Source organism: Nonomuraea sp. NPDC054003, from assembly GCF_055585125.1.
In genome coordinates, this window is the sequence record NZ_JBVJKR010000001.1 from 894,956 (window position 1) to 918,938 (window position 23,983).

The window sequence follows — 23,983 nt, forward strand, 5'->3', positions numbered from 1 at the left end:
GCCCATTCAGTCGCCTGTCTAAGGAGATCGGCGATGACCGGCACCAAGATCCCCTTCACCCCCGAGACGGCCCCCTGCGGGAAGAAGTCGGGAGGCGAACGCCTCGTCGACGACGACGGCTACGGCCTCGTCATCCGCGACCAGTTCTTCGACTGCGGCTGCCGCCGGATCCGGCACGAGTACCACGACGGCAGCATCCACCTGTCCGCCGTCCGCCACGACGGCAGGCGGGTGAAGGACCCGATCCAGCCCGACCGCGGGAGCTGATCGCATGATCGACGTGCTCATCGTCGGGGGCGGCGGGGCCGGCCTGCGCGCCGCGCTGGCGGTCGCCGAGACCGACCCGTCCCTGACCGTGGCCGTGCTGTCCAAGGTGTATCCGATGCGCAGCCACACGGTCTCCGCCGAGGGCGGCGCCGCCGCGGTGATCGGCGCCGGCGACAGCCTGGACGAGCACTGCTACGACACGATCTCCGGCGGCGACTGGCTGTGCGACCAGGACGCGGTGGAGGCGTTCGTGGCCGAGGCGCCCCGCGAGCTCATCCAGCTGGAACACTGGGGCTGCCCGTGGAGCCGGGAGCCAGACGGGCGGGTCGCGGTGCGCCCGTTCGGCGGCATGAAACGGCAGCGCACCTGGTACGCGGCCGACAAGACGGGCTTCCACCTGCTGCACACGCTCTTCCAGACCACCCTGAAATATCCCGACATCGTGCGATACGACGAGTGGTACGTCACCCAGCTCATCGTCGACGACGGCCGGGTGCACGGCGTGGTCGCCGTCGAGATGAGGACCGGCCGCGTCGAGGCGATCCCCGCCAGGACCGTGATCCTGGCCACCGGCGGCTGCGGCCGGGCCTTCCCGTTCACCACCAACGCGACCATCAAGACCGGCGACGGCATGGCGCTGGCCTACCGGGCGGGCGCGCCGCTGAAGGACATGGAGTTCGTCCAGTACCACCCCACCGGGCTGCCGTTCACCGGCATCCTCATCACCGAGGCGGCCAGGGCCGAGGGCGGCTGGCTGATCAACAAGGACGGCTACCGCTACCTCCAGGACTACGACCTGGGCCGGCCCACCCCCGCCCCGAAGCTGCGCAGCATGGAGCTGGGCCCGCGCGACCGGCTCTCCCAGGCGTTCGTCCACGAGCAGCGCAAAGGGCGCACGGCCGACACCCCGTACGGGCCCGTCGTCTACCTCGACCTGCGCCACCTCGGCGAGGACAAGATCGACGCCCGCATCCCGTTCGTGCGCGAGTTGTGCCGCAGCTACCAGAACCTCGACCCGGCCACCGACCTCATCCCGGTCCGTCCCGTCGTGCACTACATGATGGGCGGCGTGCACACCGACCTCGACGGGGCCACCCCGGTCGCGGGGCTGTACGCGGCGGGGGAGACCGCCTGCGTGAGCATCAACGGCGCCAACCGGCTCGGCTCCAACTCGCTGCCGGAGATCCTCGTCTTCGGCAGGCGGGCCGGGATCGCCGCCGCCGAGTTCGCCCGTACCCACCGCGAGGGCGAGCCGCCCGCGGTGCGCAGCCAGGGCGACGACGAGCGGCGGCGGCTGACCCGCGCCCGCGAGGGCCGCGCGAACGGCGAGCGCGTCGCCGTCCTGCGCGAGGAGATGCAGCACACGCTGGAGGGCGCGGCCGGCATCTACCGCGGCGGCGACGTGCTGGCCAAGGCCGCCGACACCCTCGCCGAGCTGTGCGAGCGCGCCCTGGAGGCGCGGGTCGACGACACCAGCGCCGTCTTCAACACCGAGATGATCAACCTGCTGGAGCTGCGCGCCATGCTCGACGTCGCGCGGACCATCGTCGCCTGCGCGCTGAACCGGCAGGAGTCGCGCGGGGCCCACCAGCGCACCGACTTCCCCGCCAGGGACGACGGCGCCTACCTGGCGCACTCGCTGGTCCACCGCGCCCCCGACGGCACCCCCTCGGTGGGGCTGCTGCCCGTCACCATCACCCGCTGGCCCCCAGGGGAAAGGGTCTATGGCCGTGACTGAGTCGATCCGGCTGGAGGTCGCCCGGTACCGCCCCGGGCAGGACGCCGAGCCCGTCTTCGCGTCGTACGAGGTGCCGCTCATGCCCGACTGGGCGGTGCTCGACGGGCTCACCTACGTCAAGGACCGGCTGGACGGCACGCTGTCGTTCCGCTGGTCGTGCCGGATGGGCATCTGCGGGTCGTGCGGCATGACCGTCAACGGTGAACCCCGGCTGACCTGCGGGACCTTCCTCACCGAGTACGGGGACGGACCGGTCAGGATCGAGCCGCTCAAGGGGTTCCCGGTCATCAGGGACCTGGTGGTGGACATCGAGGACTTCCTGGCCAAGCTGTCGTCGGTGCGGCCGTGGCTGGTCAGGGAGGGCGAGGAACTGCCGCTGACCGCCGAGTACGCGCAGACCCCGGCGCAGCTCGACGCCTACAAGCAGTACAGCATGTGCATCAACTGCATGCTCTGCTACTCGGCCTGCCCGGTGTACGTGCTCGACCCGGACTTCCTGGGGCCCGCGGCGATCGCGCTGGCGCAGCGCTACAACCTGGACTCGCGCGACATGGACGACCGGTTCGACGTGCTCAGCCAGGAGGACGCCGTCTGGGGGTGCACGTTCGTCGGCGAGTGCACGAACGCCTGCCCCAAGCACGTCGACCCGGCCGAGGCCATCCAGCGCTACAAGCTGACCGCCGCGCTCCGCTCGGTGCTGCCGTGGAGCCGTCGATGACCGCGCCCTACGTACGCGGCCGCGACCGGCTCTGGTTCGCCCGCTCGCGGCGCTACACGATCTTCGTGCTCCGGGAGCTGACCAGCGTGTTCGTGGCCTGGACGGTCGCGTTCCTGCTGCTGATGATCGCCGCCCTGACCGGCGGCGGGTACGCGGGCTTCGTCGCGCTCGCCGGGCAACCGTGGATGATCGCGGTCAACGTGGTGGCGCTGGCCGCGACCTGCTTCCATGCGATCACCTTCCTCAACCTCGCGCCCAAGGCCACGGTGGTCCGGCTGGACGGCTGGCGGGTGCCCGCCTGGATGATCCAGGGCGGCAACCACTCGGCCTGGCTGCTGGTCTCCGCGGTCGTCGCGTACGTCGTGCTGAGGTCGCCATGAGACGCGTGCTGGAACCGTACCTGTGGCTGCTCTTCAGCGGCGGCGGCGTGGTCGCCGCGCTGCTGCTGCCGGTGCTCGTGCTGCTGTTCGGCGTGCTCATGCCGCTGGGCGTGCTCGACTGGCCGTCCGCCGCGCACCTCGCGGGCGCGCTCGAACCCCTGCCGGTGCGGGTGGCGCTGGTGGCGGTCGTGGCGCTCTGCCTCTTCCACGCGGCGCACCGGATCCGCCACACCAGCGAGGAACTGCTGGGCCTGGCCCGGTTCGATCTGCCGATCGCCGTGGTGTGTTACGGCGGGGCACTGGGTGGTGCCGCCGTCGCGGCATGGCTGCTGTGGTGAATGTCCTGGTTTCGTGATATTTCGACTCGCGGCTTTACGTCGAGTTTATCCGGGGTCTACCGTCCGGCTTGCGAAACCCTCCGGCCATCGCCCGGCGACCCCGGGCAGAAGGGGTACTCGGTGTCCCGAAAGACGCGCCTCTTAGCCACGATCTCGGCAGTAGCCCTGCTGGGCGCCACCCTCACGGCGCCCACCGCGCAAGCGTCCTCCGTGGCGCGCTACGAGCCCGGTCCGTCCGACTTCTACATCAACTACGCCCCGCCCAGGGACGAGGCCACGCCCGAGGAACCGGGCGCGCCGGGCGGTGACAAGCGCTCACGGTCGCGGGCACGGGAGATCGACCAGAAGCACAGCCTGGGCAACCCGGCGGCCGCCCGGGTGCTCGCCGCCCGCGAGCAGGAGGCCCTGAGGACCGGCCGCAACCCCGCCGACTTCATCTTCAAGAAGACCAAGCAGACCAGGACCGCCAAGCTGCTGACGCTGCTGGTCGAGTTCAACGAGAACGCCGACGACGACTTCTCCGGTTACAACCGGCTGCGAACCGTCGACAGCGCCCCCGACGACTGCCTCGTCGAGCCGGCCGGCACGCTCAAGAACGGCCCCCTGCACAACAACATCCCGGACCCGGCCACGCTGCCGAACAAGGACAACAACTCCTTCTGGGTCAAGGACTTCAGCCCCGAGCACTTCAACAAGATGCTCTACACCGACAAGGGCATCACCGAGCGCGTACGGAAGGACCTGAAGGACCCCCGCGACGGCAGGCCGGGCATCGACATCTCCGGCTTCACGCTGAAGAAGATGTACGAGGAGATGTCCAAGGGCGCCTACTCCGTCACCGGCTCCGCCGTCGGCTGGATCAAGGCCCCGCACTCCGAGGCCTGGTACGGCGCAGCGGCCTGCGGCGGCAACCCGCAGGACATGTCCGGCCACCCGGACAACCCGCTCGGCGCCGGCCAGCTCGCCATCGACGCCGTCAACGTGCTGGCCCAGACCCAGCCGGACTTCCCGTGGGCCGACTACGACCTCGAGGACGTCTCCGACGCCGACGGCGACGGCAACTTCGCCGAGCCCGACGGCGTGATCGACCACCTCGTGCTGGTCCACGCCGGCAAGGACAAGTCCTCCGACGGCGGCGCCGAGGGCACCTACGCCATCTGGGCCCACTCCAGCGCGGTCGCCGGCGGCTACCAGGTGCCCGGCACCGACATGAAGATCTCCAACTACATCGTCCAGCCCGAGGACTCCGGCGTCGGCGTCTTCGCCCACGAGTACGGCCACGACCTCGGCCTGCCCGACCTGTACGACACCTCCGGCGCGGGCAGCTCCGCGGTGGACTTCTGGGACCTGATGTCCAGCGGCTCCCACTCCGGCCCGATCTTCCAGTCCATGCCCACGCACATGGGCCTGTGGGACAAGTGGGTGCTCGGCTGGGCCAACCCCAAGGTGTTCGACCCGGGTGACCGCAAGAGCCTGGTCACCGTCGGCCAGTCCTCCCGCACGCCGAAGCTCACCCAGGACGGCGTCCGGGTGAACCTGGCCTCCGAGCCGCTCAAGATGGTCGACCCGCACAGCGGCGGCAACGCCTGGTGGTCCGGCATGGACCAGGAGTGGGCGAACGTCTCGGTGGGCCGCGACATCGACGTGCCCGCCGGGTCCGACGTGCGGTTCTGGATGTGGAACAACTACGAGATCGAGTCCGACTGGGACTTCGGCTTCGTCGAGGTGTCCACCGACGGCGGCTCGACCTGGGCCCAGCAGAAGGTCTTCGACGAGGCCGGCGACGAGATCACCACGCCCGACGACTACCCGGACCCGAACAAGAACCTCGCCACCTTCGGCGACAAGAAGTACGGCATCACCGGTGACACGAACGGCTGGCGGCACGACTACGTCGACCTGACCCCGTTCGCCGGCCAATCGATCAAGCTGCGGCTGACGTACAACACCGACGCGGCCTTCACCCCGCGCGGCTGGCACGCCGACGACTTCGAGCTCACCAGCGACGGCGCCACCGTGTGGAGCGACGACGTCGAGGGCGGCGAGAACGGCTGGCGGGCCACCGGCGGCACCTTCACCAACACCAGCGGCCAGGGCTGGACGATCAACAACGGCGAGCGCGAGATCCAGCGGTTCTACCTCGCCGAGTGGCGCAACTTCGACGGGTTCGACAAGGGCCTGCAGTACGCCTACGACACCACGTACTCGCGTGACGGGGCGTGGAAGGTGGAGAAGGTCAAGTACAACGCGCCCGGCCTGCTGGTCTGGTACCGCGACTCGACCTACACCAACAACGTGCTGGTGAACAACCTGGAGGCGGCGCCGAGCATCGGCTCCAAGGGCACCCTGCTGCTCGTCGACTCCCACTTCGACCCGCTGCGCCGCACCGGCGAGGCGGCCGCGAAGGACCCGACCAGGCACAAGAACATGGAAGGCCGCACCCAGACGTCCAACGCGGCGTTCTCGTTCAGGAACACCTACCCGCTCAAGGAGTGCCTGGAGGCGCCGGACGAGCCGTTCAGCGAGTACTGCACGCGGATCGGCGGGCTCAAGGGCGTCAAGGAGTTCACCGACGCCAAGACCTGGTACCCCGGCCTGGAGGTCCAGGACGGCGGCCTGTTCTACCGGGACTTCGACGCCTCCACCGTCGTCCCGTCCAAGGGCGACCAGCCGTACAGCACCCGCGTGGTGAACGTGGACGGCACCCCGGCCACCGAGTACTACGGCCTCGACATCGGCGGCGGCCACGTGCTCGGCTCCGGTAACCCGGGGGACGAGGGCAAGGCGCTGGGCGTGGGGATCAAGCTGGTCACCCCGCTCCCCGGCGACCTGGGCGCCATCGTCCAGGTGACCCCGCCGAAGAAGTAGATCAGGCGGGTCGCGAGCCCCTGTCTTCACACGGTCGCCGTGCGAAGGCAGGGGCTTCTGGACCTACGATTGATGACCATGAGCGAACTGCGCACCAAGGCCGAGCACACCGCGGCGATCCTCAAGGATCGCCGTGTGGCAGTGGTGATCAACACTCGCTCACGACGCGGCCGCCGCCACTACTTCGAGGTGATCGAGCAGGTCCACGAGCTGGGCTTCGAGCCGCTGGCCGAGATCGGCGTCTACAACCCGAAACGGCTGCGCGAGCTGCTCGACACGGCCCTGGCGACGGGGCCCGACCTGCTGATCGTCGGCGGCGGCGACGGCACGCTCTCCTCCGCCGTGCGCCACGTCGCCCACCGCGACGTGGCGCTCGGCGTCCTGCCGCTCGGCACCACCAACAACTTCGCCCGCAGCCTCGGCCTGCCGCTCGACCTCTCGGGCGCGATCCGGGTGTTCGCCACCGGCAAGGTGGCCGACATCGACCTCGGCATGGCCGACGACCGGCCGTTCGCCAACCTGGCCAGCTTCGGGGTGTCGGTGGAGGTGGCGGGCAAGGTCAGGCCGTGGCTGAAGCGGTGGGTGGGCCGGCCCGCCTACCCGCTGACCGCGCTCACGATCCTGCCCGGCCACCGCCCGTTCCGGGCCTACATCACGGTCGACGGGCAGCGCCACGAGCTTCTCACCCACCAGCTCAACATCGCCAACGGCCGCTTCCACGGCGGCTGGCAGGTGGCCCGCGACATCAGCATCGACGACGGCATGCTCGTCGCCTACCAGCTCGGCTCGGGCAAGAAGCTGCGGCTGCTGGTCGAGACGCTCGCCCGCGCCACCACGGGCCGGTGGCGGAGCCTGGCCGGCGGCCCCTTCGTGACCGGCCGGGAGATGCTGCTGGAGACCGACCCGCCGATGGCCGCCGACGTCGACGGCGAGGTGCGGCTCCGCACCCCGATCAGGCTCCGCGTGGTGCCCAACGGCGTACGCGTCATGGTCCCGGCCGACTTCGAGGACCGCTGACCCCGGCTCACTCACCCAGCCGGCGGTAGGCGACGCCGAGCGGGGCGGCCAGGTCCGCGGGCGGCGGGAAGAGCCGGGGGAGCAGGTCCGAGCCCGCCGGGCGGCGCTCCGGCGGGTGCGCGCTGCCGCCCGGCGTGTAGAAGTCCGCCAGCCGCTCCGCGAACGGCACGTCCGCCACCGCCGGGACGCCCGCGGCGGGCCGGGCGGCGAGCGAGCCCAGCAGCTCAGCGCGCCCCCGCCCGCGCCACGCCAGCACCAGGAACGGGTCCTCGTCGAACGACTCCGCCAGCAGGTACAGCACCGCCGACACGTGCTTGCACGGGAACCCCCAGTCGGGACACGAGCAGTCCATGCCGAGATCGCGCGGGAACAGGTCGACGCCGACAGAGGCGAACAGCTCCTCGATCTCCTCCGGCATCTCCCCGGCCAGCAGCTTGGCCCGGTAGACCGCCTGCTCGGCGATCGCCGACTCCAGCGTCTCCCAGCGGTCCTCGCCGTACGCCCCGATCGCGATCGTCACCTCGTACGGGGTGCGCCGCGAACCCTGCACGGCGGCCGACACCAGGCCGGGCGACAGGTCGATGGACAGCACCTGCCCGGCTCTGGCGTAGCCGCGCCCGCGTGAGAGCCTCCCCCGGTCGCAGACGCGCTCCAGGATGTCGATGAACCGCCGCGACCACCACGCCGACCCGATCGAGCCGCGCCTCGACCGGGCGCGGAGGCCGCCCTCGACCTTGATCGGGGTCCCGTACCGCATCTCAGGCCACCGCCTCCGAAGTCAGCCGGAACACCTCGCGCAGCTCCCGCGTCGACAGGTCCGTCAGCCAGTCCTCGCCGGTGCCCACCACCCGCTCGGCCAGCGCCTTCTTGCGCTCCATCAGCTCGTCGACCCGCTCCTCCAGCGTGCCGGCGCAGATCAGCTTGCGGACCTGCACGTTCTTGCGCTGGCCGATGCGGAAGGCGCGGTCGGTGGCCTGGTCCTCGACGGCCGGGTTCCACCAGCGGTCGACGTGGACGACGTGACTGGCGGCGGTCAGGTTGAGCCCCACGCCCGCCGCCCTGAGCGACAGCAGGAACAGCATCGGCTCGCCGTCCTCCTGGAAGCGGTCGACCAGCCGGTCGCGGGCCTTCTTCGGCAGGCCGCCGTGCAGCCAGAGCACCGGCCGGTCCAGCCGCCGCGCCAGGTAGGGCTGGAGCATGGCGCCGAACTCGGTGTACTGGGTGAACACCAGCGCCTTCTCGCCCTCGGCCAGGATCTCCTCGGCGAGCTGCTCCAGCCGCTGCAGCTTGCCCGACCTGCCGGCCAGCCTGGAGCCGTCCTTGAGCAGGTGGGCCGGGTGGTTGCAGACCTGCTTGAGCTTGGCCACGGTAGCCAGCACCAGCCCGCGCCGCTCGATCCCCTCACTGCCATCGATCTTGCCCAGCATGTCGTCCACGACCGCCTGGTAGAGCGACGCCTGCTCGGTGGTGAGCGGGCACCACTCCTTGATCTCCAGCTTCTCCGGCAGGTCGCTGATCACCGACTTGTCGGTCTTGACGCGCCGCAGGATGAACGGCCCGGTCGCCCGCCTGAGCGCGTGCGCCGCCTCCTCGTCCCGCCGGGCCTCGATCGGCTCCTGGAACCGCTCCCTGAACCCGGCCCGCGTCCCCAGCAGCCCCTGGTTGGCGAACTCCATGATCGACCAGAGCTCGGCCAGGTGGTTCTCCACCGGGGTCCCGGTCAGCGCCAGCCGCTGCGCCGCCGGGATCGCCCGGACCGCCCTGGCCTGGAGCGTGCCGCTGTTCTTGATCGCCTGCGCCTCGTCGCACACCACCCGCCGCCAGGAGACCTCGCGCAGCGCCTCCAGGTCCCGCTGCGCCGTGCCGTACGTGGTGAGGACCAGGTCGGCGCCGGCGATCAGCGCGGGGTCGCGGCCGGGGCCGTGGTGGGTGTACACGCGCAGGCCCGGCGCGAACCGGGCCGCCTCCCGCTGCCAGTTGCCCAGCAGCGACATCGGGCACATCAGCAGCGTCGGCCCCGTCCCCTCGTGGACCAGCAGCGCCAGGGTGGTGATCGTCTTGCCCAGCCCCATGTCGTCGGCCAGGATCCCGCCCAGCCCCAGCTCCGACAGGAAGATCAGCCAGGCCAGCCCCCGCTCCTGGTACGGGCGGAGCGTCGCGTCGATGCCCGCGGGCGTGCCGATCGGCCGCAGCCGCCGCTCCGCCTCGCCCGAGAGCAGGTCGCCGAGCACCCCGTCGGCGTCCACCTCCAGCAGCGGCAGCTCGCCGTCGCCCCGGACCACCTGCCGCAGCAGGTCGGCCGCCCGCGCCTCACCGGCCCGCTCGCCGCCGACCACCCGCAGCGCGGCCGCCAGCTGCCGCTCGTCCAGCTCCACCCACCGGCCGCGCACCCGGACCAGCGGCACCTTCAACCGGGCCAGCTCGGCCAGCTCCTCCTCGCCGATCGTCTCCCCGGCCACGGCCAGGTCGACCCGGAAGCCGACCAGCTCGCGCAGCCCCAGCCCCTGCCCGGCCACCGCCCCCGGGTCCTTGCTCCTGGCCGTCACCTTCAGCCCCAGCCGGTTCCGCCCGGCCCAGCGGGGGAGCAGCACCCCGAACCCGGCCGCCTGCAGCAGCGGCGCCGCCTCCCTGAGGAATCCGAACGCGCCCGCGGTGTCGAGCACCAGCTCGCCCGGCTCGGCCACGCGCAGCGCCCGCTCCAGCTCCGGATAGAGCCGCACCGCCCGGCCGAGCCCGGCCAGCAGCTCCCGCTCCGCCGCCGGGACCCCGGCCACCGGCTCCCCGCGCCACACCCGCGCGGCGGGCACGTACAGGCTCGGGTCCTCCACCCCCTGCAGAGCCAGCTCCACCCGCCACCCAGCGTCGAGGTCACGGTCGTCCTCGTCCTCCTCGGCCGGCTCGACCAGCCGGAAGCACACCCGCGCGGCACCCTCGGCGGCCACCACCGTCTCGCGCCACCGGTCCAGCTCCTCGCGCAGGCCAGGCACGTCGGGGCACGAGCCGTCGGGGCCGGTCAGGGCGGCCAGCCACCGCTCGCGCGCCGTCACCGCCCGCTCGACGAGCGGCTCGGGCAGCGCCTCACGGACCAGCGCGTCGGTGAACGCCCCGAGCGCCTCCCACAGCACCTCCCCGGACGGCCGCTCCACCTCAGAGGTACGGGACGCGGGCGGCATCGCCAGGGCCAGCTCCCTGAAGTACGCCGCGTCACCCCGGGTGACCACCGGCTCCCAGACCGCACGGCAGGCGCCGCCGGGAGCCGCCACCAGCCGCGGGACCACCCGGCCGCGCCGTACCAGATCGCGGGCGAACCCGGCGGCGGCCGCCCAGTGACGGACGGTGGCGCTGCCGTCGTAGGCGTCCACCACCCGCAGGGCGGCCGGGACGGACGGCACCACGGCGGGCACGCGCCACACCCGCAACCTGGGCCGCGTCGCCGTCGCGGGCCGCCCCGTCTCGGGCGAGGGCATCGGCTCCTTCGCCGTCCCCGGCAGCAGCAACGCCAGCTCCGGCTCGCCCCCGCCGTCGACGCCGAGCGCCTCCCGCAGCGCGGGGACCGGCGCGGCGAACGGATGCCGGCCGGGCCCGCCCGCGGCCCGCGCGGGCTGCTCCGCCCAGAAGGCCAGCCCTTCTCCCGCCCACACTCCGTGTACGACCAGCACCCCGGCAGGTTACCCGCCGGCGCCCCGCCGATCCGTCATAGGACGAACGGAGGAGGGCGCCTAGGTCCATGGACCGAGGCGCGGCGGGGGCGGGCGAGGCTAGCGTCGGGTGCATGGACGACAGCGGCACCCTGGAAGAGGCGTTCGAGCGGCTGCACCGCACCTGCCCCGAGTTCGACGGCTGGCTGAGCAACCACGGCCCGATGGCGGTCGAGTCGATGGTCAGGCGCGGGCACGCCCGCGAGGTCCACCGCTGGCTGGACGCCTACACCGCCCGCCTGGAGGAGGCTCCCGGCGGCACCCGCGCGATCGGGGACGACTGGCGGGAAGCGCTGGGCGACCCGCGACGGCTCGGCGACTGGCTGCGGTTCTTCGAGCGGGAGACGAAGGAGCGGCCGTGGCGGGCCGTGCTGGAGGAGTGGTGGCCGCGGCTGCTGCCCGGCATCGCGGCCGGGGCGACCCACGGCGTCATCCGCACCGGCCACGCGGTCCACGCCCTGCTGGAGCTGGAGGACGGGCCGCGGCTCGCCGAGCTGGGGCAGGCGCTCGGCTACTGGGCGGCACGCTGGCAGCCCGTGGCCGGAGCGGCCCCGCCGTCCGGCACGGAGACGCCGTCGGGCGCGCTGGCCGGGGTGCCGCGGGTGGCCGACCAGAGCCGGGACATCGACCACCGGCTCCGCCAGCTCGCCGGCACCGGCGGCTGGGAGCCGTCGGTCGCCGCGCTGGCCCCGGCCTCGGGCGCCGGCGAGGCCAGGGACCGGCTCGCCGCGCTGGCCGACGCCGCCACCCTGCGCTATCTCACCCACGCGCACGGCTCGCCCGTCATGCTGATCCACTCGGCGACCGCCCCCACGGCGGTGCTCCGCACGCTGCCCGCCCTGCCCGCCTCCCTCTGGGTGCCGAGCCTCGACGCGGCGTGGGCCGCCGCCGCCGCGGTGACGGCCGCGTACGGGCCCGCGGGGCCGGTGACCGGGCGGGAGCTGCCCGCCGCGCCCGGCTCCGCGCAGGAGGCGTTCGACCGGGCCGTCGCGCACGGCGACGAGCACGTGATCAAGCTGGCCGACACCGCGCTGGACGTGTACGAACGCACCGCCGACCCGGACGCCCTCGCGGCGGTCGTGCGCGCGTCCCGCTCCATTCAGCCCCTGAAAGCGTGATGCCCGGTTGTACAGTGGAAGTATGAATCCTCCCGGATCGTGGTGTGAGCGGCCCAAGCCGCAGGCTCCCTCGTGCGAGCTCCCCTCTCCGTGGAGCAAGCCGAAGCAGCCCGCCAACTGGTGCGAGGCGCCCGCCTCGCCCGTCGTACGGGTCGTCGGCTTCCTGCTGCGCGCCGCCAAGCGCTGAGAGAGCCCGCGCGGCCCGAGCGGTCGCGCGGCCTCGCGGTGCCCGGAATCCGCGCTGATCACCGGCCTGAAGGGTCGTGATAGAAGGCGGTATAGGTGGGTAGGCGCACTCCTCGACGGAGGAGGCGACGTCGTGAACGACACCCAGAAACTAGTCAGCGATCTGTCCGAGCAGGTCTCCCGGCTCGTCAGGGACGAGCTCCGGCTGGCCAAGCTCGAACTCACGCGCAAGGGCAAGCGCGCCGGCCTCGGCGCCGGCATCGTGGGCGCCGCGGGCATCGTCGGGCTCTTCGGCGGCGCCGTGCTCGTGGCGGCCGTGGTGATGCTGCTCGCGCTCGTCATGCCCGCCTGGCTGGCGGCCGCGATCGTGGCCGTGGTGCTGCTCGCGACCGCGGCGGTGCTGGGCCTGGCCGGCAAGAAGCAGGTCCAGCAGGCCACCCCGCCCGTTCCCAGGGAGACGATCGCCAGCGTGAAGGCCGACATCGGCGCGGTCAGGGAGGGAGCACACCGATGAGTGAGACGAACCCGGGATACTCCGACGACCAGTACGCGGGCGACGTGGGTTCACGCAGGGCGACGGTCGGCACCCCGACGGACCCCGAATCCATCAACGTGCCCGTCACACGCGGCGGCGCGGCCGAGAACGCGCACGAGGCGGAGCTCCGCCGCGAGCCGCACGAGACGTTCATCCCCGAGGGGCCGGAGCCGGACGACCGCGCGGAGGCGATCCACTCCCGCGCCGTGGAGGAGGAGTCGCTGCGCGGCGGCGGCACGCGGGTCCCCGAGTCGACCACTCCCTACCAGGACCGGGGCTCCATCGCGACGCCGCTCACCGACCGCGCGCGCCGGGCCGCCGTGAGCGGCGACGAGGAGGAACAGGTCCGCGAGAGCATCAGGGAGACCCGCCGCGAACTCGGCGAGACCGTGAGCGCGCTGGCCCACAAGGTGGACGTCAAGAGCCGGGCGGCCGAGGCGGCCGAGTCGGCCAAGGAGCGCGCCGCCGCGATGGTCGGCACCGCCAAGGCCAAGGCGGCCGAGATGAGCGGCACGGCGAAGGCCAGGGCCGGCGAGATGGGCGGCACCGCGAAGACCAGAGCGGCCGAGATGGGCGGGACCGCCAGGGTCAGGGCGGCCGAGATGTCCGGCAGGGCACTCGAACTGAAGGACAAGGCACGGGAGAACGCCGCCGGCAACGACTACCTGCGGCCGGTCCTGGGATTCGCGGTCGCCGGCGCGGTGGTCGCGCTGATCCTCCGCCGTGCCGACCGGCGCCGCCGGGGTCTATGACGTGACACCCCCCGAGACCCCCGCCGAACTGACGGGCCGGTCCTGGTGGCGCGTCGTCAGGCGCACGGCCGTGGAGTTCAAGAACGACCGCGTCCAGGACCTGGCCGCGTCGCTCACCTACTACGCGGTGCTGTCCATCTTCCCCGCCCTGATCGTGTTCGTGTCGCTGCTCGGCCTGTTCGGACAGCAGAACGCGAGCACGCTCTTCGGGAACGTGGTCACGCTGGCCCCCGCCGAGGTGCGCGACCTGCTGACCCAGGGCCTGCAGGGCGTCCAGCAGGCGAGCCGGCCGGGCCTGGCGGCGATCCTCGGCCTGGCCGTCGCGCTGTGGTCCTCGTCCGGTTACATCGCGGCGTTCATCAGGGCCTGCAACGAGATCTACGACATCGACGAGGGCCGCCCGTTCTACAAGCTCACCCCGCTCCGGCTCGGCCTCACGATCATGCTGATGGTCCTGCTGGCCGCCGCCGCCGTCGCGGTCACGCTGACCGGCGACCTGTCCCGCGTCGCCGGTGAGGCGCTCGGCCTGGGCGAGACCGCGGTGACCGTCTGGAACGTGGCCAAGTGGCCGGTGCTCGCGCTGATCGCGGTCGGCCTGATCATGGTGCTGTACTGGGCCGCGCCGAACGTGCGCCAGCCCGGGGTGCGCTGGCTGACGCCCGGCGGGCTGCTGGCGGTCGTCCTGTGGCTGATCGTCTCGACCGGTTTCGCCGTGTACGTGGCCAACTTCGGCTCCTACAACAAGACGTACGGGACGCTCGCCACGGTCGTGGTCTTCCTGATCTGGCTGTGGCTGTCGAACATGGCGCTGCTGTTCGGCGCCGAGCTGGACGCCGAGCTGATCAGGGAGCGCCGGGTGGCCGAGGGGAAGCCCGCGGAGCAGGAGCCGTACGCCGTCCCCAGGGACCCGCCCAAGCCCGATTCGCTGCCCGGGTGACCGTGCGGAGACAGGCGACCCCGGCGACGGCCGTGGAGTAGGGTGCGCCGGTGAGCACCGATCTGTTCTGCGAGATCATCGCCGGGGAGCGGCCCGCCACCCTGGTCCACGAGGACGAGGTGGCCGTCTCGTTCCTCGACGCCCGCCCGGTCTTCAAGGGCCACGTGCTCGTCGTGCCGCGGGCGCACATCGAGACGCTGGCCGACCTCGCCGACGTCGGCCCCTTCTTCGACCGGGTCCGCGCCATGGCCGGCGCCGTCGAGGAGGGCCTGGGCGCGGGCGGCACCTTCGTCGCGATGAACAACCGCGTCAGCCAGAGCGTCCCCCACCTGCACGTGCACGTCGTCCCGCGCAACCCCAAGGACGGCCTGCGCGGCTTCTTCTGGCCGCGCACCAAGTACGCCTCCCCCGAGGAGGCGCAGGACTACGCCGGACGCGTCGCCGGCGCGCTCACCGCGGGCTGAGCCGTGGAGCTCCTGGTCGGCATCGCGGTCGTGGCGGCGATCGTCGCCGTGCCCGCGATCGTGCTGTGGCGGGTCCTGCGCGGCCGGCGCGAGCTCGGCACCAGCCCGGCCGAGCGCGCCACGTTCGAGACCCTCCACACGGCCTCGCTCGCCGGCCCGCCGCTGCGCGCGGGCCTCACCGCCGACGGCGCCGACCGCGCCTCGCGCCACCTGCGCCGGCTGCTCGGCTCGCCCGCGCTGGCGATCACCGACGGCGAGCGGCTGCTGGTGTACGACGGCGAGGGCGAGCACCACGCGGGGGAGGCGTTCGAGCACGCCCGCGCGACGCTCGGAGACGGTCGCACGCAGGTGCTCAGCATCTCCTGCGACCTGCTCGAATGCCCGATCAGGCAGGCCGTGGTGGTGCCGCTGACCACCGACGACCGGGTCGTCGGCACGCTCGCCGCCTACGGCCAGCACGCCTCCGCCGGGCTGGTCCGCGCCGCCCAGGAGGTGGCGGGCTGGGTCGACTCCCAGCTGGAGCTGGCCGAGCTCGACCGCTCCCGCACGCTGCTGATGGAGGCCGAGGTGCGGGCGCTGCGCGCGCAGATCTCCCCGCACTTCATCTACAACTCCCTCACCACGATCGCCTCGTTCGTCCGCACCGACCCGGAGCGGGCCAGGGAGCTGCTGCTGGAGTTCGCCGACTTCACCCGCTACTCCTTCCGCCGGCACGGCGAGTTCACCACGCTCGCCGAGGAACTGCGCTCCATCGACCGCTACCTGATCCTGGAGCGTGCCCGCTTCGGCGACCAGCTCCAGGTGACGCTGCGCATCGCGCCGGAGGTGCTGCCGGTCGCGGTGCCGTTCCTGTGCCTGCAGCCGCTCGTCGAGAACGCCGTCAGGCACGGCCTGGAGAGCAAGGACGGCGTCGGCCGCATCGCGATCATGGCGGAGGACGCCGGCGCCGAGTGCCGCATCAGCGTCGAGGACGACGGTCTCGGCATGGACCCCGACAGGCTGCGGCGCATCCTCGCAGGTGAGATCCCGCCGGCGGGCGGCGTCGGGCTGGCCAACGTCGACCTGCGGCTGCGCCAGGTGTACGGCGACGAGTACGGGCTGGTCGTCGAGACGGGCCGCGGAGCGGGCACGAAGGTCAACGTCAGGTTGCCGAAATATCACCCAGGCGTCTCAGCCCGTTGACCTGGATCTTTGTTGTCGGTTTTATCACTGTACATGGCGCAACTTCGGGTGCTCGCGGTGGACGACGAACTTCCCGCCCTGGAAGATCTCTCCTACTTGCTCCGCGCCGACCCACGGATCGGCGAGGTGGCCACCGCCCGCGACGGGGCCGCCGCGCTGCGCCTGCTGGACCGGGCCATCGCCGAAGGCCGGCCGATCGACGCGGTCTTCCTCGACATCAGGATGCGCGGCCTCGACGGGGTGGTGCTGGGCAGGCTGCTGTCCCAGTTCGCCAACCCGCCGCGGGTGGTGTTCGTGACCGCGTACGAGGAGCACGCCGTCGACGCCTTCGAGATCAAGGCCGAGGACTACCTGCTCAAACCCGTGCGCCCGGAACGCCTGGCCGAGGCGATCAGACGGGTCGCGGTCTCGGCCGACGTGCCCGTCGACGGCGCCGAGACCGACACGATCCCGGTCGAGCTGGGCGGGGTGACCCGGTTCGTGTCCAGTGCCGACGTCATCTACGTGGAGGCGCACGGCGACTACGCCCGCCTGCACACCGCCACCGGCAGCCACCTCGTGCGCATCCCGCTGGCCACGCTGGAGGAGCGGTGGGCGGCGGCCGGGTTCGTCCGCGTGCACCGCAGCCACCTGGTCGCGGTCAAGCACATCGTCGAGCTGCACATCGACTCCGGCCGGTGCACGGTCCGGGTCGGAGACACCGAGATCCCCGTCAGCCGCCGCCACACCCGTGAGCTGCGCGACCTCCTCGTCCGCCGAGCCCGGCGGCACAGGCCCGAATGAGCCGCGCCAGGGAAGGGGAGATCCTATTGAGCCACTGCCCCAGGAGACGTCAGACCTGTGAGCCCTGAACCCCGTCCCGGCCGCCGGGTGGCGGTCACCAGCCCCCACACCGCCGCCACGCGCAGACCCCGCTTCCCGGCGACCCGGGAGATCGACGAGCAGACGGATCTCGGCGAGGTCTACATGCGCTCGCTGCTGCGCACCCAGTTCCGGCTGGCCATGTTCGTCTGCACCGTGCTGGCCTGCGTGGTGTGCGGGCTGCCGCTGCTGTTCCTGCTCATCCCCGAGCTCGCCGAGGTCGACGTGCTCGGGATCCCGCTGCCGTGGGCCGTGCTGGCGGGGCTGATCTACCCGGCCTTCGTCATCGGGGCCTGGCTGTACGTGCGCCAGGCCGAGCGCAACGAGCGCCACTTCGCCGACCTGGTCGACCGTCCTTGACATCCTCCCCGTGCTGAAGCACGTGGATTCCAACCGCAACTACCCCACGAGGAGGAGGTCGCGTTGAGGTTCGCGGTGCACCGGCCCGGCAACCCGTGGCCCTTCCCGCGCGGACACGGCATGCCCTGCCGCGTATGCGATGTTCCTGGCCGCGTTCACATCGGCGTTGCCGGCGTATCCACACGATCGGCACCGGTAACGCGCTTGGCTCTCGCGCGCTTCCCGGTCCACGATCCCGCACGCCGAGCACCGCTGGCTCGTGTACGCGGGGCTGACCTTCACCACCCGCCCGGGCGCCTTGTGTTCCAGGCGTCGGACGAGACCGCCCCATCCGGCGGCCATGATCGACCGGTTCAGCCCAGCCTTGGCCCGGACATTGCGCCCGGGCGCTACGACGGTGCCGCGCGCCGACCGGGCCATGGCACCGATCTTCAGGTCTTCGACGGCGATTACGTCGAAACGCCGGGCGAGGCCCGTACTGACCTTCTCCACCCAGTCCTTGCACCGGTCGCTCTCGCGCGCCTTCACCCGGGCGATGGCGGCCTTGACCTCTGCACGCCGGTTCGATCCGCGCCTGGCCCTGGCGAGCTTGCGCAGCAGCCGCCGAAGGCGCGCCTTCTCCGTGTCGCGCAGCCCGGGAGCGTTCAGCATCTCTCCGGTGGACAAAGCGGCCGACACGGCCACACCCCGGTCCACGCCGACGACCTCGCCCGTACCCGGCGCCGGGACGGGATCGGGGATGGCGGCGAGCGCCACATGCCAGCGACCCGCGCGGTCGCGGGTAACGCGGTACGACTTCACCTCGTCAGGGACGGCGACGATCCGGAACCCCTCACCCCGCCCACGCCTCCCCGCCCTGAACGACGGGGCCTCCAGCCTGTAGGTATCCAGTGAGCCTGGCCGCCGTCCTCATCGTCGTGGTGGCGACCGTGCTCATCGGCGCGTTCGGCATCCGCGTCTCCCGCACGACCTCCGACTTCTACGTCGCCTCCCGCACCGTCAGCCCGCTGTGGAACGCCTCGGCGATCGGCGGCGAGTATCTGTCGGCGGCGTCGTTCCTGGGCGTCGCCGGGCTCATCCTGTCGTACGGCGTCGACATGCTGTGGCTGCCGGTCGGCTGGACCGGCGGCTACCTGGTGCTGCTCGTGCTGGTGTCGGCGCCGCTGCGCCGCTCGGGCGCCTACACGCTGCCCGACTTCGCCGAAGCCCGGCTCGAGTCCATGATGGTACGGCGCACCGCCAGCGTGCTCGTGGTGCTCATCGGCTGGCTGTACCTCATGCCGCAGTTCCAGAGCGCGGGCCTGGTGCTGCGGACGATCACCGGGGCGCCGGTGTGGGCGGGCGGGCTGCTGGTCGCCGGCGTGGTGGTGCTCAACGTGCTGTCGGGCGGCATGCGGTCCATCACGTTCGTGCAGGCGTTCCAGTACTGGCTCAAGCTGACCGCGCTGGCCGTGCCGGTGGTGTTCCTGCTGCTCGCCTGGCGGGCCGACGGGGCGCCCCCGCTGAGCGCGGAGGACACCGAACTCTGGCTCACCCCGCTGGGCGGGCCCAGGGAGTACGGGGTGTACTCGACGTACTCCCTGATCCTGGCCACCTTCCTGGGCACGATGGGGCTGCCGCACGTGCTCGTCCGCTTCTACACCAACCCCGACGGCCGGGCCGCCCGCCGCACCACGCTCGTCGTGCTGTCGCTGCTCGGCGCCTTCTACCTGCTGCCGGCCGTGTACGGCTGGCTCGGCCGGCTGTACGCGCCCGACCTGGTCCGCACGGACACCGTGGTGCTGACGCTGCCCTCCCGGATGATCGGCGGCACCCTCGGCGACCTGCTGACCGCGCTCGTCACCGCCGGAGCGTTCGCCGCGTTCCTGTCCACCTCCTCGGGGCTGACCGTCTCCGTGGCCGGCGTGATCGCGCAGGACCTGCTCAAGGGCGGGGTGCGCTCGTTCAGGATCGCCACGCTGATGGCGGTCGCGGTGCCGCTGGCGCTGGCCCTGTGGGCGCGGGCGCTGCCGGTGGCCGACGTGGTCGGGCTGGCGTTCGCGGTGGCCGCCTCGTCGTTCTGCCCGCTGCTGGTGCTCGGCATCTGGTGGCGAAGACTGTCCACGACCGGCGCGCTGGCGGGGCTGTTCGCCGGCGGCGGGCTGGCCTGCCTGGCGGTGCTCGTCACGATCACCGGCGGCCCGTACGACGGGATGCTGGGCGCGCTGCTGGCCCAGCCCGCCGCGTGGACCGTGCCGATCGCGTTCCTGGTCATGGTGGTGGTGTCGTTCGTCACCCAGCACCGCGTGCCCAGGGGCGTGGCCAGGATCATGGTCCGCCTGCACACCCCGGAGAACCTCGACCTCGACCGCGGCGACTGGCGTCCCCGTTCCTCCTGACGAGAGGCTGCGCGGATGACGGTTCTAGGCTGGCCCGCATGCTGATCCGTCCCAGAGACCCCGCGGACCTGGACGCCTGTGTCGAGGCGCTCTTCCAGGTCCATGGCGCCGACCGCTATCCGGTGGACTGGCCGGACGACCCCAGAGGCTGGCTGAGCCCGGCCGATCTGGCGTCGGCCTGGATCGCGGCCGAGGCCGGCGCCGTGCTGGGCCACGTCGGTCTCACCCGGGACGGTGAGGTCACCCGTCTGTTCGTGACCCCGGCGGCGCGCGGGCGCGGCCTGGCCGCCGGGCTGCTGGGCTCGGTCCGTGCCGCCGTGCGCGGGCCGCTGAAGCTGGAGGTCTCCGCCGAAGGCGAGGCGGCCATCGCGTTCTACGAGCGGTCGGGCTGGCGCAGGGTGCGCAGCAGCCGTGCCGACTGGATCAACGCCGCCGGTGAGCCGGCGCTGCTCCACCACTACGTGAGCCCGTAGCGGCAAGCCCATAGAAATCGGGCATATCGCCGGGCGATCGTCGCGTGGCCCTCCTACGCTCGGCTTGTCCACCGACAGGCGGGGGTACGCCATGGCCACCCCGGACGAGGCCGCGCGGGCGCTGCGCGCCGTCGCCCGCCTGGCCGAGGAGCAGGGCGACGCGCTCGACCGGGCTTTCCGGCTCTTCGGCGACGGTGCGCTGCTCGGCCCCAGGGCCGCCCGATTACACGCCGGCCTGGTGGACCGGTGCACTGAGGTCGGCCAGGCCTTCACCCGGGCCTTCCGCCAGGTCGAACGCCTCGCCACCGCACGCGGCGACCCGTCCCGTGTGCCCGCCCCGCACCCGCGCCGCCCGCCCGTGCCGCTCCGCGAGCCGCCCGGGGGCTTCGTGGGCGGCGACCCCGACCTCATGCAGGCCATCGACGCCGAACTGGCCGGGGTCGCCGAATCCTGGCAGCGGGCCGGTCAGAGCCTGGCGGCGACGCTCGTCCGCGTCGGCCTCGACAGCGCGCCCGGCCAGGACGTCGTCCGCGCCGGCGCCTGGCTGGCCGACCAGCGCCCCGACCTGCGCCGCCGCCGCGCCGACCTGCTCAAGACCACACCCCAGCCGGAGCCGCCCCCGCGGTCGGCCACCGACCCGGCGACCACCCCTGGGACCAACCCGGCGACCGACGCGGCGACCGACGCGGCGGCCGACCCGGCGACGGACGGGGCGACGGACGGGGCGACGGACAGGGTGACCGGCCCGGCGACGGACGCGGCCACCGGCACGGTGGGTGACGCGGCGGCCGACGCGGTCACCGACACGCTGTCCCGCGTCGGCACCTTCTGGGCCGACCAGGTGGCCGGCCTCGTGCCCGCCGCGGGCGGCCTCGCCCACCAGTACGCGGAGCGCGTGGCCGTACCCCTGGCCCAGGGCGCCGCGGAAGCCGTCATCGGCGCCGCCCGGTTCGGCTGGGAGCACTCGCTGGGCGGCCTCATCACGAACCCCTCAGGCCCGGTGGAACGCGCGCGGGCGGCGTACGACGCGGGGGAGTTCGCGGCCGAGCACCCGCTGGAGTTCGCCAAGTCCGCTGTCGACTGGGAGACGCTGACGGAGAACCCGGCCCGCTGGTTCGGCCGCCTCATCCCCGAGGTCCTGCTCGGGGCCGGCACGGCCGCCACCCGCGCGGGCCGACTCACCGGCGCGGCCACGCGGGCCGGTCCCCGCCTCCCGGACGGTTCCCCGATCCCCCCGCCCAGGACCGCCGCCGACGGCCCGCCCCTGAGAACCATCCCGATGCGGCGCCAGCACGTGGGGGAGGAGCGCACCGGCGTGCGCTACCTCGACGAGAAGGGGTTGGCGAGCAGACGACTGGTGATCCACGACGGAAAGCTCTACGACGTCTACGGGAGGCCGTTCGACACCACCCGAGCGCATGCCCACTTCTCGGGAAAGGGACGCGCCATCTTCGTGATGGACCGATATGGGAACCTGTACGCGAACTCCAAGCACGTCGTAGGCGAATTCCATCACTCCAGCTTCCTGCGCGGCGGCGAAGTGGCGGCAGCAGGAGACGTTGAAGTGAAAGATGGAGTGCTGAAGGCGATTTCCCGACATAGCGGCCACTACCGCCCAGGTCCCGAGGCTCTACGGCAGGCTATCGACCGCCTGAGAAGTGCCGGAGTCGACTTCACGGGCGTGAGCAAGGAGGGATATACCAGTGGGTGATTTCCCGCCGCCTTGGGGCTGGCGCCGCGTGGTCTGGTCCCTGCTCTATACCGTGCAGTTCAAGCCGGTCCTCGACGACGACCTTGTCGAGTGGAGGGCCCGAGGGCTGGTGCTGGAGCCGTTCAGCGGCTTCGGGCGGGAAGAGCTGTACGAGGCGCTCCAGGAGGCGCTGAGCAGTGAGGAGCCGCTCCTCGATCTGATGCCGGATCCACCGGTACCGCGTAGCGAGCATGACGTCCGCGATTTCCTGCGCCGCGTGCTCGAGCGCATGGAATCCTTGCGACCCTGGCCGGAGCTGCCGTTCCTCGTCATGCGGGGGGACACGTGGCCGGATCTCGGCGACTGCCGGGAGATCGCCCGGTTGCACCTGGACGAGCACCAGGTCGGCGACCGGCTCCATGCCATTTTCCACCGATCCGACGACGGCGGCCTCTGGCTGCCGTTGCGCCTCAACTCCGGGGACGAGGTGGCGCTGGTGGAACGTCGGCGGCGGGACCGTCGCGACGTGGCCGTGCTGGCGCGTCCGCGTCCCGGGCGCGCCCCCGAGGACGTCCTGGCGGCGTTCCTGCACGTCACCGGCTTCGTCCCGGAGGAGATCGACGACCTCACGGACGGCCTGAACGCCGCCTCCAGGGGCGGCGCGGGCTCCGGCTGGCTCGCCTACCTGCTGCGACTGGAGAACTCGATCGCCACATTGGCGGGCGAGGAGCCGGTCCGGGTGAGCAGGTCCACCTACGAAGCCTTCCTGCGCACCCGCCTCTACTGCCAGGCCACCGAGAGCCCCGGCGTCGTCGCCGTCGGGCCGCCGGGGGCCGGGCTGGTGCCGGCGTTCACCCTTCCCGAAGCGCTGGCCGCGTTCGCGGCGGCAGGCAAGGACGAGACGGAGCCGCGCTTCTTCTCGGCCACCGGAAAGGACCTGCTCGACCTCATCCCCGAGGGCTACGGCGTGCTGGTCGACCCCGGCACCGCGTACGCCACCGCCTTCGCCGCCGGAGGGCCGGGCTAGGGCGGCGGGATCTCGCCGGAGCCGCGCGCGACCAGCTCCACCGGGATCTTGACCCGGCGGCCCGCACCCGAGCGGTCCAGCAGCAGATCCACCGCGCCGCGCGCGAGCCGGTCGACGTCGTAGCGGACCACCGTCACGCCGGGGTCGAACACGTCGGCCAGCGCGAAGTCATCGAATCCCACGTACGCGGGGCGTTCCGGGCGTTCGCGGAGCGCCTGCAGGATGCCGATCGCGGCCCGGTTGTTCGCGGCGAAGAACGCCGTCGGCGGCGAGGGCAGGTCGAGCAGGCGCTCCACCTCGCGGGAGACCCGCCACGGGTCGAACACGCCGTGCACCACCAGGGACTCGTCCAGCGCCGCCCCCAGCGCCGTGCGGTAGCCGGTCGCGCGGTCGTGCACCGAGCTGAGCCCGTCGTCGTCGGAGATGAGCGCGATCCGGCGGTGGCCGCGCGCCAGCAGGTGCTCGGTCGCCGTCAACCCGCCCCTGACGTCGTCCAGCGCCACCACGTCGGCCCCGTCCAGCCCGGGCGGCAGCCGGTCCACGAACACCGCCTCCAGGCCCGGATGCCCGGCCAGCCACGAGTGGTCGGCGGGGGAGGGGACGATGATGAGCGAGTCCACGCCCCGCGCGTACATGGACTCCACCAGCATGCGCTCGCGCTCCGGCCGCTCCTCGTAGGAGCCGAACACGACCAGCGCCTCGTGCTCGGCCGCCGCCGCCTCGACCGCCTTGGCCAGCCGCGAGTAGAACTCGTTGGAGATGTTCTCCATGATCAGCCCGAGCGTCAGCATGGTGGCGCCGCGCGCCAGCCGGCTGGCCGCCTCGTTGCGCCGGAAGCCGAGCGCGCTGATCGACGCCCGCACCCGCTGCCGCAGCGCCGCGCTCACGTGCGGCTCCTGGTTGACGACCCGGGAGACGGTCTTGAGGCTCACGCCCGCGTGCCGGGCGACGTCCACCATGGTCGGTTTGCCCGGGGTCGCTGTCATAGTGTCCCCT

At 72.5% G+C, this 23,983-nt stretch carries 24 protein-coding genes; 20 read left to right on the forward strand and 4 right to left on the reverse strand.

What is annotated here, in order from left to right:
- Positions 1 to 33: 33 nt before the first annotated feature.
- From ACZ6YG_RS03775 to ACZ6YG_RS03805, 7 genes are all read left to right on the forward strand, one after another.
- Positions 34 to 267 (forward strand): hypothetical protein, encoded by a 234-nt coding sequence (locus ACZ6YG_RS03775; RefSeq protein WP_148030582.1) that lies wholly within the window; start codon positions 34 to 36, stop codon positions 265 to 267.
- 4 nt (positions 268 to 271) lie between these two features.
- Positions 272 to 2,005, forward strand: a complete 1,734-nt coding sequence (gene frdA, locus ACZ6YG_RS03780; RefSeq protein ID WP_466017131.1) for a fumarate reductase (quinol) flavoprotein subunit — start codon at positions 272 to 274, stop codon at positions 2,003 to 2,005.
- Positions 1,998 to 2,723, forward strand: a complete 726-nt coding sequence (gene sdhB, locus ACZ6YG_RS03785; RefSeq protein ID WP_148030584.1) for a succinate dehydrogenase iron-sulfur subunit — start codon at positions 1,998 to 2,000, stop codon at positions 2,721 to 2,723. Before frdA ends, sdhB begins: the two co-directional genes overlap by 8 nt.
- The gene (locus tag ACZ6YG_RS03790; RefSeq protein WP_148030585.1) at positions 2,720 to 3,103 is read left to right on the forward strand and encodes a fumarate reductase subunit C; all 384 of its coding nucleotides are present in this window, start codon (positions 2,720 to 2,722) and stop codon (positions 3,101 to 3,103) included. The genes sdhB and ACZ6YG_RS03790 overlap by 4 nt, the downstream gene beginning before the upstream one ends.
- Positions 3,100 to 3,441 carry a hypothetical protein gene (locus tag ACZ6YG_RS03795; RefSeq protein WP_219545417.1) on the forward strand — a complete coding sequence of 114 codons (342 nt, stop codon included), beginning with the start codon at positions 3,100 to 3,102 and terminating at the stop codon, positions 3,439 to 3,441. The genes ACZ6YG_RS03790 and ACZ6YG_RS03795 overlap by 4 nt, the downstream gene beginning before the upstream one ends.
- 120 nt (positions 3,442 to 3,561) lie before the next feature.
- The gene (locus ACZ6YG_RS03800) at positions 3,562 to 6,309 is read left to right on the forward strand and encodes an immune inhibitor A domain-containing protein (RefSeq protein ID WP_466017132.1); all 2,748 of its coding nucleotides are present in this window, start codon (positions 3,562 to 3,564) and stop codon (positions 6,307 to 6,309) included.
- A gap of 78 nt (positions 6,310 to 6,387) precedes the next feature.
- The gene (locus ACZ6YG_RS03805; RefSeq protein ID WP_148030588.1) at positions 6,388 to 7,326 is read left to right on the forward strand and encodes a diacylglycerol/lipid kinase family protein; all 939 of its coding nucleotides are present in this window, start codon (positions 6,388 to 6,390) and stop codon (positions 7,324 to 7,326) included.
- A 7-nt stretch (positions 7,327 to 7,333) separates the two neighbouring features.
- On the opposite strand, the gene ACZ6YG_RS03810 is transcribed toward ACZ6YG_RS03805, so the two are convergent.
- Entirely contained in the window at positions 7,334 to 8,083 is a 750-nt protein-coding gene (locus ACZ6YG_RS03810) for an SWIM zinc finger family protein (RefSeq protein WP_466017133.1), read from the reverse strand.
- A gap of 1 nt (position 8,084) precedes the next feature.
- Positions 8,085 to 10,985 (reverse strand): DEAD/DEAH box helicase, encoded by a 2,901-nt coding sequence (locus ACZ6YG_RS03815; RefSeq protein ID WP_466017134.1) that lies wholly within the window; start codon positions 10,983 to 10,985, stop codon positions 8,085 to 8,087.
- Positions 10,986 to 11,098: 113 nt separating this feature from the next.
- On the opposite strand from ACZ6YG_RS03815, the gene ACZ6YG_RS03820 reads away from it, so the two are divergent.
- The 9 genes from ACZ6YG_RS03820 (at position 11,099) to ACZ6YG_RS03860 (ending at position 17,419) form a co-directional block, all read left to right on the forward strand.
- Complete coding sequence (locus tag ACZ6YG_RS03820) at positions 11,099 to 12,142, forward strand: questin oxidase family protein (protein WP_466017135.1); 1,044 nt, start codon at positions 11,099 to 11,101, stop codon at positions 12,140 to 12,142.
- Between the two features lie 22 nt (positions 12,143 to 12,164).
- Positions 12,165 to 12,329, forward strand: coding sequence for a hypothetical protein (locus tag ACZ6YG_RS03825; protein WP_187281066.1), 165 nt, complete (start codon positions 12,165 to 12,167; stop codon positions 12,327 to 12,329).
- A gap of 132 nt (positions 12,330 to 12,461) precedes the next feature.
- A complete protein-coding gene (locus tag ACZ6YG_RS03830) occupies positions 12,462 to 12,842 on the forward strand; it encodes a phage holin family protein (protein ID WP_148030592.1) in 381 nt (126 codons plus the stop codon).
- A complete protein-coding gene (locus ACZ6YG_RS03835; RefSeq protein ID WP_148030593.1) occupies positions 12,839 to 13,615 on the forward strand; it encodes a DUF3618 domain-containing protein in 777 nt (258 codons plus the stop codon). Before ACZ6YG_RS03830 ends, ACZ6YG_RS03835 begins: the two co-directional genes overlap by 4 nt.
- Before the next feature lies 1 nt (position 13,616).
- A complete protein-coding gene (locus ACZ6YG_RS03840) occupies positions 13,617 to 14,552 on the forward strand; it encodes a YihY/virulence factor BrkB family protein (RefSeq protein ID WP_466017136.1) in 936 nt (311 codons plus the stop codon).
- Between the two features lie 50 nt (positions 14,553 to 14,602).
- Complete coding sequence (locus ACZ6YG_RS03845; RefSeq protein WP_148030595.1) at positions 14,603 to 15,016, forward strand: HIT family protein; 414 nt, start codon at positions 14,603 to 14,605, stop codon at positions 15,014 to 15,016.
- Positions 15,017 to 15,019: 3 nt separating this feature from the next.
- A complete protein-coding gene (locus ACZ6YG_RS03850) occupies positions 15,020 to 16,198 on the forward strand; it encodes a sensor histidine kinase (protein WP_148030596.1) in 1,179 nt (392 codons plus the stop codon).
- 33 nt (positions 16,199 to 16,231) lie between these two features.
- A complete protein-coding gene (locus ACZ6YG_RS03855) occupies positions 16,232 to 16,981 on the forward strand; it encodes a LytR/AlgR family response regulator transcription factor (protein WP_148030597.1) in 750 nt (249 codons plus the stop codon).
- A gap of 57 nt (positions 16,982 to 17,038) precedes the next feature.
- Positions 17,039 to 17,419: a hypothetical protein gene (locus ACZ6YG_RS03860; RefSeq protein ID WP_219545426.1), complete on the forward strand. Its 381-nt coding sequence runs from the start codon at positions 17,039 to 17,041 to the stop codon at positions 17,417 to 17,419.
- Positions 17,420 to 17,458: 39 nt separating this feature from the next.
- Here the strand turns inward: ACZ6YG_RS03860 and ACZ6YG_RS03865 are convergent, their stop codons facing one another.
- The gene (locus tag ACZ6YG_RS03865; RefSeq protein ID WP_466017137.1) at positions 17,459 to 18,220 is read right to left on the reverse strand and encodes an RNA-guided endonuclease InsQ/TnpB family protein; all 762 of its coding nucleotides are present in this window, start codon (positions 18,218 to 18,220) and stop codon (positions 17,459 to 17,461) included.
- A gap of 89 nt (positions 18,221 to 18,309) precedes the next feature.
- Here ACZ6YG_RS03865 and ACZ6YG_RS03870 point away from each other — a divergent pair, with 89 nt between their 5' ends.
- The 4 genes from ACZ6YG_RS03870 to ACZ6YG_RS03885 all read left to right on the forward strand — a co-directional run bounded on the left by ACZ6YG_RS03870 (position 18,310) and on the right by ACZ6YG_RS03885 (position 22,987).
- A complete protein-coding gene (locus ACZ6YG_RS03870; protein ID WP_148030599.1) occupies positions 18,310 to 19,797 on the forward strand; it encodes a sodium/solute symporter in 1,488 nt (495 codons plus the stop codon).
- A gap of 38 nt (positions 19,798 to 19,835) precedes the next feature.
- Positions 19,836 to 20,270 (forward strand): GNAT family N-acetyltransferase, encoded by a 435-nt coding sequence (locus ACZ6YG_RS03875; protein WP_397197474.1) that lies wholly within the window; start codon positions 19,836 to 19,838, stop codon positions 20,268 to 20,270.
- A 64-nt stretch (positions 20,271 to 20,334) separates the two neighbouring features.
- Positions 20,335 to 21,981, forward strand: a complete 1,647-nt coding sequence (locus ACZ6YG_RS03880; RefSeq protein WP_466017138.1) for a hypothetical protein — start codon at positions 20,335 to 20,337, stop codon at positions 21,979 to 21,981.
- Positions 21,974 to 22,987 (forward strand): SseB family protein, encoded by a 1,014-nt coding sequence (locus ACZ6YG_RS03885; protein WP_466017139.1) that lies wholly within the window; start codon positions 21,974 to 21,976, stop codon positions 22,985 to 22,987. Before ACZ6YG_RS03880 ends, ACZ6YG_RS03885 begins: the two co-directional genes overlap by 8 nt.
- Here ACZ6YG_RS03885 and ACZ6YG_RS03890 read toward each other — a convergent pair.
- Complete coding sequence (locus ACZ6YG_RS03890; RefSeq protein ID WP_466017140.1) at positions 22,984 to 23,973, reverse strand: LacI family DNA-binding transcriptional regulator; 990 nt, start codon at positions 23,971 to 23,973, stop codon at positions 22,984 to 22,986. The genes ACZ6YG_RS03885 and ACZ6YG_RS03890 overlap by 4 nt on opposite strands.
- Between the last annotated feature and the right edge of the window lie 10 nt (positions 23,974 to 23,983).

What these genes read in the sequence shown, in the direction of transcription:
- ACZ6YG_RS03775 (WP_148030582.1), top strand. Translation starts at nt 34, where the DNA reads ATGACCGGCACCAAGATCCCCTTCACCCCCGAGACGGCCCCCTGCGGG.
- frdA (WP_466017131.1), top strand. Translation starts at nt 272, where the DNA reads ATGATCGACGTGCTCATCGTCGGGGGCGGCGGGGCCGGCCTGCGCGCC.
- ACZ6YG_RS03790 (WP_148030585.1), top strand. Translation starts at nt 2,720, where the DNA reads ATGACCGCGCCCTACGTACGCGGCCGCGACCGGCTCTGGTTCGCCCGC.
- ACZ6YG_RS03795 (WP_219545417.1), top strand. Translation starts at nt 3,100, where the DNA reads ATGAGACGCGTGCTGGAACCGTACCTGTGGCTGCTCTTCAGCGGCGGC.
- ACZ6YG_RS03805 (WP_148030588.1), top strand. Translation starts at nt 6,388, where the DNA reads ATGAGCGAACTGCGCACCAAGGCCGAGCACACCGCGGCGATCCTCAAG.
- ACZ6YG_RS03810 (WP_466017133.1), bottom strand. Translation starts at nt 8,083, where the DNA reads ATGCGGTACGGGACCCCGATCAAGGTCGAGGGCGGCCTCCGCGCCCGG.
- ACZ6YG_RS03820 (WP_466017135.1), top strand. Translation starts at nt 11,099, where the DNA reads ATGGACGACAGCGGCACCCTGGAAGAGGCGTTCGAGCGGCTGCACCGC.
- ACZ6YG_RS03825 (WP_187281066.1), top strand. Translation starts at nt 12,165, where the DNA reads ATGAATCCTCCCGGATCGTGGTGTGAGCGGCCCAAGCCGCAGGCTCCC.
- ACZ6YG_RS03835 (WP_148030593.1), top strand. Translation starts at nt 12,839, where the DNA reads ATGAGTGAGACGAACCCGGGATACTCCGACGACCAGTACGCGGGCGAC.
- ACZ6YG_RS03855 (WP_148030597.1), top strand. Translation starts at nt 16,232, where the DNA reads ATGGCGCAACTTCGGGTGCTCGCGGTGGACGACGAACTTCCCGCCCTG.
- ACZ6YG_RS03875 (WP_397197474.1), top strand. Translation starts at nt 19,836, where the DNA reads ATGCTGATCCGTCCCAGAGACCCCGCGGACCTGGACGCCTGTGTCGAG.
- ACZ6YG_RS03890 (WP_466017140.1), bottom strand. Translation starts at nt 23,973, where the DNA reads ATGACAGCGACCCCGGGCAAACCGACCATGGTGGACGTCGCCCGGCAC.